6 protein-coding genes are annotated in these 8,035 nt (G+C 71.6%); 1 reads left to right on the top strand and 5 read right to left on the bottom strand.

The window, feature by feature from the left end:
* From PLL68_RS09615 to PLL68_RS09595, 5 genes are all read right to left on the bottom strand, one after another.
* Window positions 1-1,581 (bottom strand): MFS transporter (locus tag PLL68_RS09615; RefSeq protein WP_324533542.1); only part of this gene is annotated, 1,581 nt, incomplete at its 3' end.
* Entirely contained in the window at window positions 1,550-2,239 is a 690-nt protein-coding gene (locus tag PLL68_RS09610; RefSeq protein ID WP_324533541.1) for an LppX_LprAFG lipoprotein, read from the bottom strand. The genes PLL68_RS09615 and PLL68_RS09610, both read right to left, overlap by 32 nt.
* Window positions 2,240-2,387: 148 nt before the next feature.
* Complete coding sequence (clpB, locus tag PLL68_RS09605; RefSeq protein WP_324533540.1) at window positions 2,388-4,940, bottom strand: ATP-dependent chaperone ClpB; 2,553 nt, start codon at window positions 4,938-4,940, stop codon at window positions 2,388-2,390.
* Between the two features lie 70 nt (window positions 4,941-5,010).
* Window positions 5,011-5,535 (bottom strand): gluconokinase, encoded by a 525-nt coding sequence (locus PLL68_RS09600; protein ID WP_324533539.1) that lies wholly within the window; start codon window positions 5,533-5,535, stop codon window positions 5,011-5,013.
* A gap of 16 nt (window positions 5,536-5,551) precedes the next feature.
* The gene (locus PLL68_RS09595; protein ID WP_159901714.1) at window positions 5,552-7,024 is read right to left on the bottom strand and encodes an LCP family protein; all 1,473 of its coding nucleotides are present in this window, start codon (window positions 7,022-7,024) and stop codon (window positions 5,552-5,554) included.
* A 207-nt stretch (window positions 7,025-7,231) separates the two neighbouring features.
* Here PLL68_RS09595 and PLL68_RS09590 point away from each other — a divergent pair.
* A partial coding sequence (locus tag PLL68_RS09590; RefSeq protein ID WP_324533538.1) for a TspO/MBR family protein occupies window positions 7,232-8,035 on the top strand: 804 nt, incomplete at its 3' end.

Here is an 8,035-nt window from a genome sequence, read left to right as displayed (position 1 = left end):
CGCAGCCCCGCGGAACGCCCACGCCACCTGGAGCACCGCGGCATCCTTGAGCGCGTCGGTGTCGGTCGGGTCGGGCAGGGCGGCAACCGCGATGTAGTACTGGTGGAGGCCGACGGCTGTCAGCAGCGCGATCCCGACGACCATGCCGACCATGCGGGCCACGACGACGAGCGCGGATGCCGTGCCGTGGGCGTCGTGGGTGGCTCCCGCGAGTGCCGCGTCGTTCACCGGGGCCAGGGCCAACCCGATCCCGAGGCCCACGGCAGCGAGCACCACGGTCGACGAGCCCTGCTCGAGCGACCCGCGACCCCACGTCGTCATCACTGCGAGGCCGACGGCAGCGAGGGCGAGGCCGGCCGCGGCCACCACACCGTTGCCCAGCAGGCGCAGCGCCCAGCCTCCGGCCAGCGCCCCGACCGGGACCGCGATGAGGAAGCGGACGAGCACCAGCGCCGCCTCGGTCTGGTCGGTGGTGTGCACGAGGCGGGCGAGCAGCGGGACGTCGACGATGACGGCCACCAAGGCAACCCCGACGAGCACCGACACGACCAGGGCCCACACGAGGCGACCACGCACCAGACCACGGGGCACCAGGGGCGAGGACGAGCGGCGGTGGTGCACGGCATAGGCGATCGACAACAGGACCGCCACGGGAAGCAACGCGTAGCCGAGCGGACCGACGACCTCGGTCTCCGGCTCGGCCGCGGCGAAGGTCAGCACGATGCAGCCGAGTGCCCCACCGACAAGGAGCGCACCGAGCAGGTCGGCGCGGCGCAGCAGGGCCCACGCACCACGCGTGCCGACCAGCAGGGCTGCCAGGATCAGCACCCCCGCCACGAGCCCGATGGGGGTGGCGAGCCGCGACGTCGAGTCGCCGAAGGGCACGAACGGCACTCCCCAGCGCACGCTCGTCGCGAGGGACTCGGGGGCTGCGAGGGCGAGGATGCCGACGGTCGCGGCCAGCCCCGCGAGCAGCACGATGTGCGGGCGCGGCCTCGGCAGCGCTCCGCCCCCGACCCACAGCACCGCACCGGCGAGCAGCAGACCCAGCACCGCGTTCAGCCAGAAGATGGCCCGCCAGTCAGCGATGACGAGGACGAGGGCGCCGAGCACCGGGCCGAGCACGGACCCGAGTTCCTGCACCGCCCCGACGACACCCAGGGGTACCCCGCGCCGGTCCGGCGGCCAGAGCTGGGCGACGATGGCCAGGGTGGCCGGCACGAGGCCTCCTCCGCCGACGCCCTGGATCACCCGGCCGGCCACGAGCACGGGCAGCTCGACGGCCAGGGCGGTGACCACCGACCCGATGACGAAGACCCCCAGGCAGGCGAGCAGCACCCGCTGGCGGTCGACGAGGTCGGCCAGCCGACCGACGAGGGGCAGCACCGCGACGTAGCCGAGCAGGAAGCCCGAGACGATCGGTGTCGCCCGCTGGAGGGAGTCGATGCCCACCCCGACACCGCGCATCATGTCGGTCAGGGCGAGGACGACGACATAGGTGTCGGCGGCGGCGAGGGCGACGGCGATGGCAGCCGTCGTGAGCAGTGCCCTAGGGGCGGGTGATCGTCGCTGGGGCGCCATAGTCCGTCATGGTCAGCAGGTAGGTGGCCTCGACCCCGGGGAAGAACGGCCCCTTGAGCGTGGCGGTGCGCAGCTCGTTGCTCTCGGTGAGGCCGTAGCTGACGGTGAAGGTGCCGGTGCCGTCGCCGAGGTGGAGCAGGTCCTCGACGAGCGCGCCGTCCAGGGTGCCGTCGATGCGGTCGAGCACGTCCTGGCCCGAGCGGGTCTGGCCGGCGGCCTTGGCGTCGGTGGTCTTCGGCAGCAGGCTGGAGATGCCGGTGGCCGGGTTGAAGAACTGCGCCGGGTTGGGGGCGTTCAACGTGGTGAGGTCGGTCTCCTCGTACTGCGGGGTGAACAGCTTGAGGTAGGCCGTGTCGCCGATGGCGATCGCGTCGATGGTCGCCGCGATGCCCTCGACCGTGCCGGTGATGGTGCCCTGGAACTTCGGCTCGGTGGCGTCGATGACTCCGACCCCCTTGGCGGCGGTGACGCCGTTCTCGCGGGGCGGGACGTCCCGGCTGGTCAGGGTGAGGCTCACGGTCTTCGCCGCGTCGAAGGCGGTCTTGGCTGCCGCCAGCTGCTCGGTGGGCGGCACCTGCGGGGCTTCGGCCTCTCCAGAGCACCCGGCCAGCACGGCGACGAGACCGGCAGCGGCGATCAGGGCGGGGAGTCGGCGCATGGCCGCAACAGTATCCCGCGACCCCCGGACGGGTCATCACAGCCGTGGCGGAGACGTTCGTGCGTGACGGAGACATATCCGCGCCATGCACGAACTTCTCCGCCATCACAGGGATGACGGAGAAGTTCAGCCGGCCAGGCCACCCGGCTCAGCGCAGGGTCAGGCCGTCCTCGCCGCGGTCGACCGTCACGGTGTCGCCGTCGCGCACGCTCCCGGCGAGCAGCGCCGTCGCGAGCCGGTCGCCGATCTCGCGCTGAACCAGCCGGCGCAGCGGGCGGGCACCGTAGGCCGGGTCGAAGCCCTGCTCGGCGAGCCAGGCCGTGGCCGCGTCGGTGACCTCGAGGGTGATCCGGCGGTCACGCAGCCGGGTCCCGAGGGCCCGCACCTGAAGGTGCACGATGTCGGCGAGCTCGTCCCGGGAGAGTGGGTCGAAGAGCACGACCTCGTCGAGCCGGTTGAGGAACTCGGGCTTGAAGGCCTGCCGAACCGCCGCCATCACGGCATCCCGCTTGGCCTCGGGCTCGAGCAGCGGGTCGACGAGGAACTGCGAGCCGAGGTTCGAGGTCATGACGAGGATGACGTTGCGGAAGTCGACCGTGCGCCCCTGGCCGTCGGTGAGCCGGCCGTCGTCGAGCACCTGGAGCAGGATGTCGAAGGTCTCGGGGTGAGCCTTCTCGACCTCGTCGAGCAGCACGACGGAGTAGGGCCGACGTCGCACGGCCTCGGTGAGCTGGCCACCCTCCTCGTACCCGACGTAGCCGGGAGGGGCACCGATGAGTCGCGCCACCGCGTGCCGTTCGCTGTACTCCGACATGTCGATGCGCACCATCGCGCGCTCGTCGTCGAACAGGAAGTCGGCGAGCGACTTGGCCAGCTCGGTCTTGCCGACACCGGTCGGCCCGAGGAACAGGAAGCTGCCCGTCGGCCGATCCGGGTCGGCGACGCCGGCCCGCGAGCGCCGCACGGCATCCGAGACGGCGCGCACCGCCTCGGCCTGCCCGATGAGCCGGGACCCGATGATCGACTCCATGGCCAGCAGCTTCTCGGTCTCGCCCTGGAGCAGGCGCCCCGCGGGGATGCCGGTCCATGCCGAGATGACCTCGGCGATGTCGTCGGCCCCCACCCGTTCCTTGACCATCAGGTCAGCGGATGCCGTGGCCGACTCGGCCTGTTGGGCCGCCTCGAGCTCACGCTCGAGCGCGGGGATCTCCCCGTAGAGAACCCGCGAGGCTCCCTCGTAGTCACCGTCACGCTGGAGCCGCTCGGCCTGGGTGCGCAGGTCGTCGAGGCGGGCCTTGACGTCACCGACCCGGTTGAGGCCGGACTTCTCGGACTCCCAACGGGCCGTCAGCGAGGCGAGCTCCTCGGTCTTGTCGGCGAGGTCGGCGCGCAGGCGGTCGAGCCGCTCGCGCGACGCGTCGTCGGTCTCCTTGGCCAGGTGCAGCTCCTCCATGCGCAGCCGGTCCACGGCGCGTCGAAGCACGTCGATCTCGACGGGGCTGGAGTCGATCTCCATCCGCAGGCGCGAGGCTGCCTCGTCGACGAGGTCGATGGCCTTGTCGGGCAGCTGGCGGCCGGTGATGTACCGGTCGCTGAGCGAGGCCGCGGCAACCAGGGCACTGTCCTCGATCTCGACCTTGTGGTGCGCCTCGTAGCGCTCCTTGAGGCCGCGCAGGATGGCGATGGTGTCCTCGACGCTCGGCTCGCCGACGAAGACCTGCTGGAAGCGGCGCTCCAGCGCAGGGTCCTTCTCGACGTGCTCGCGGAACTCGTCCAGGGTCGTCGCCCCGACGAGGCGCAGCTCCCCACGGGCGAGCATGGGCTTGAGCATGTTGCTCGCATCCATCGCGGACTCCCCGGTCGCCCCGGCGCCGACGACGGTGTGCAGCTCGTCGATGAAGGTCACGACCTGCCCGGCGGAGTCCTTGATCTCCTCGAGCACGGCCTTGAGCCGCTCCTCGAACTCGCCGCGGTACTTGGCCCCGGCGACCATGGCCCCGAGGTCGAGGGCGATGAGGCGCTTGCCCCGCAGTGATTCGGGCACGTCGCCATCGACGATCCGCTGGGCCAGGCCCTCGACGACGGCGGTCTTGCCGACACCCGGTTCGCCGATGAGGACGGGGTTGTTCTTCGTGCGGCGGCTGAGCACCTGGACGACGCGACGGATCTCGTCGTCTCGACCGATGACCGGATCGAGCCGTCCCTCACGGGCGGCCTCGGTGAGGTCGGTGCCGTACTTCGCCAACGCCTCGCCGGTCTCCTCCGGGTTCTCGGTGGCCACCCGGGAGCCCCCGCGCAGCTCGTCGATCCGGGCCTCGAGTGCCTTGGCGTCACCGCGCAGCGCGCCCTTCTCGACCAGGGCCAGCACGAGCAGGTCGGTGGAGAGGTAGGTGTCCCCCCGCGCGGTCATCAGCGTCGACGCCTGCTGGAGCACACCGAGCGCCCCCTGACCCAACGCGGGCGAGGCCACGGTCGCTCCGGTGCTGCGCGGCATCCCCGACAACGTCGAGCGGGCGGACGCCGCAGCGGCGTCGACCGAACCTCCGGCCGCCTCGAGCAGCGCCGGGGTGGTCGTGCCCTCCTGCTCGACGAGGGCGAGCACGAGGTGTGCCGGGGTGATCTCGGCGTGACCCGCGGTCTGGGCCGCGCGCTGCGCGATGGCCAGCGCCTCGGCCACCTTCGCGGTGGGTTTCAGTTCCATGGGGTCTCCTTGCAGCAACCAGGGCAGATCTACATCAGGGACAACCGTTCCAAAGTTGAGTCTATTCCACTCAACTCTTGTCCTGGCTCACGTGGGCCACCAGCTGCTCCACGAGCTCGCCCGGAGGGTGTCGCAGGTCCAGGGCGAGACCGTTCTCGTCCGGCGCGAGCGGCTCGAGGGCCGCCAGCTGAGAGGCGAGGAGCGATGCGGGCATGAAGTGGCCCCTGCGTTCGGCCAGCCGCGACCTGATCACCTCGGGCGGGCCGTCGAGGTGCACGAACAGCGCCCTGCCGGCCCCCGAACGCAGCACGTCACGGTAGGGCCGGCGCAGGGCCGAGCACGCCAGGACGCTCGACCGGCCGGCCGCGTCGTGCCCGGCGATCCACGCCGCCAGGTCGTTCAGCCACGGCCATCGATCGTCGTCGGTGAGGGCGCGCCCCGACCGCATGGCGGCCACGTTCGTCGACGGGTGGGCGTCGTCCCCCTCGGCGAACGGCCACCCGAGGGCGGCGGCAGCCCTCGCAGCGACGGTGCTCTTGCCGCAGCCCGACACCCCCATGACCACGACGTGGAGAGGTCGGCCGTCGTCGCTCACGGGAGGCGGACGCCGTTCAGCAGGTCGCCGCGAGCTCGTTGGCTTCCGAGTCGTCGGGGGACTCGGTCGGCGACGGGGACGGTGACGGCTCGGTGCCCGTGGTCGAGGTGGAGCTCGACGTGGCCGACGGCTTGGGGGATGCCGTGGACTTCGCGGGCGGGTCGAGCGACTTCTCCACGAGCCGGCGGATCTCGGCGTAGTCAGGGTTGCCGGGACTGACGACCTTGTTGGTGAACGGCAGCGAGCGGATGGACCCGCCATCCTGCACGCGCAGGATGAGGTCGACCCACGCCGGCAGGTCCTGCTGCGGGATGTCGAAGTCGATGTTGTTCTTCACGACCGCGGCCAGCTGGGGGTAGTTGCGCAGGAGTGAGACCGGGTCCGCCTGGTCGATGAGGGCGCCGGCCATGCAGCGCTGACGGCGCATCCGGCTGAAGTCGTCCTTGCCGGCCCGCGAGCGCGAGTACCACAGGGCGTCGTGGCCGTCGAGGCGCTGGACGCCGGGCTCGATCCACCGCTCCACCCCGTCGGTCCACTTGATGCCGCCACCGGGTCGGCTGGAGCAGTCGGTGCACACCCGCTCCTGGACGTTGATCTCGACACCACCCATGGCGTCCACCAAGGCGGTGAACCCCCGCAGGTTGACGACGACGGAGTGGTCGATCTCCAGGCCGGTGATGGCTCCCACGACGTCGATCGTCGACTGGCGTCCGGGGCTCTCGACCCCGGGGAAGAGGTCCCGACGGTCCTCGGCCAGGGTCCAGATGCCGTTCATCAGGCACTCGTCGCCACAGTTGTAGCCGTCGGGCCAGACCGTCGACAGCGGGTTGTCGTCGGGGATGGGAACGAACTCGAGGTTGCGCGGGATGCCGATGAGCAGCGTGTCACCGGTCTTGGTGTTCGTGCTGACCACCATGAGCGAGTCGGTGCGCACCCCGACGCGGTCCTTACCGGCGTCTGACCCGATGAGCAGCGTGTTGACGCGCTCGGTCCCCGCCCAGGGATCCTGCTTGGTGCCACCGGTGAGGCCGTTGTTGTTGTCGTCGGTCACGCCGCCGAAGGACTCGTTGATGACGGAGGTCTGGATCTCGAGGAACTGCACGGCGAGCGAGGCCGGTGCCGCGATGATGAGGCACGCCACCGCCGCGAAGGCCACTCGCGCCCAACGACCGGCCGTCTGCCGGCGCGGCCAGGTCTGTTCCGCCGTGAGGACGATCGACCCGACCCAGAGCACCGCGCCGACGAGCACGCCGAGGCCGACCCACTGGAGCACCTCGGGGCGGACACTGGCGTCGAGCACCGAACGCAGGACCCCTCCGCGCCAGAGGCGCACGAGGGCGAAGCCGAGCACGGCGATCGTCACGGCGATGAGGCCGGCTCCGAGAGCGCGCCACCGGGTGCGCAGCAGGCCCAGGCCGGGAAAAACCGTGCCGAGGGCGACGCTGCGGTAGTAGGTCTGCGGCGGGTAGCGCAATTCGGCACGACTCACCGGCGGCCGGGAGCCTCCCGGCCGCCCTGGAGAGCTCAACGGCTCTTCGTCGGACATGCCCTATCGACCTTCTCGTCTCGTGAAGACGCACAACAGCCGAGGCACGACGTGCGCAACGCACCGACGATATCGCCCCAACCTGAAACTGCCCTGAATGCCGCTGCTCGTGGGACCCGTGTCCCTCCGGGCCCGTGGTGCAATGACGGCATGGCCACCTCGACCCAGACCGCCTCCCCCCGGACCGCCCCCACCCGCTCGGACCGAACTCGGCAGGTCGCCGTCACCCTCGCCGAGGTCTTCTGCGTCATCGGGACGCTCGTCGGCGTCGGGGTCATCGGCACCCGGGTCGAGGAGTCGTCCGGGGGCGCACTGGCCGCGGACGCCACGCTCATCGCCCCCGCCGGCCCCGCCTTCTCGATCTGGACCCCCATCTACCTCGGCCTGGCCGCCTACACCGTGTGGCAGTGGCTGCCCGACCAGGCGACCGACCGCCGGCACCGTGCGATCGGATGGCTCGCGGCGGCATCCATGGTGCTCAACGCCCTCTGGCTGCTCGTCACCCAGCAGGGCTGGATCTGGGTGAGCGTGCTCGTCATGGCCGGGCTCGTCGTGACCCTCGGCCTGCTCGTGGCCCGGCTGCAGGCGAACCCGTCCTACGGCCATGCCGAGACGGTCATCGTGGACGGCACCTTCGGTCTCTACCTCGGCTGGGTTGCCGTGGCGGCCTGCGCCAACGTCACGGCCGCGTTCGTGGCGAGCGGCATCGACCCCGGTGGCCTGGTCGCCGAGGTGCTTGCTGCCGCAGTGCTCGCGGTGGCCGCCCTCGTCGCGGTGATCCTCGCGCGCCGGCTCGGGGGCCGGTGGGCGGTCGCGGCCGCCATCGTCTGGGGCCTGGGGTGGATCGCCGTCGGGCGCCTCACCGACGAGCCCCGGTCCGCGCTGGTCGCCGTCGCCGCGATCGCCGCAGCGGCCGTCACCGTGGCCGCAACGGCCCGGCAGCGCACCACCGCT

This window comes from Ornithinibacter sp. (genome assembly GCF_035443565.1).
Classification (GTDB): Bacteria; Actinomycetota; Actinomycetes; order Actinomycetales; family Dermatophilaceae; genus Fodinibacter.
The sequence above is the reverse complement of the archived record's forward strand: the minus strand, read 5'-3'. Positions and strand labels throughout refer to the sequence as shown.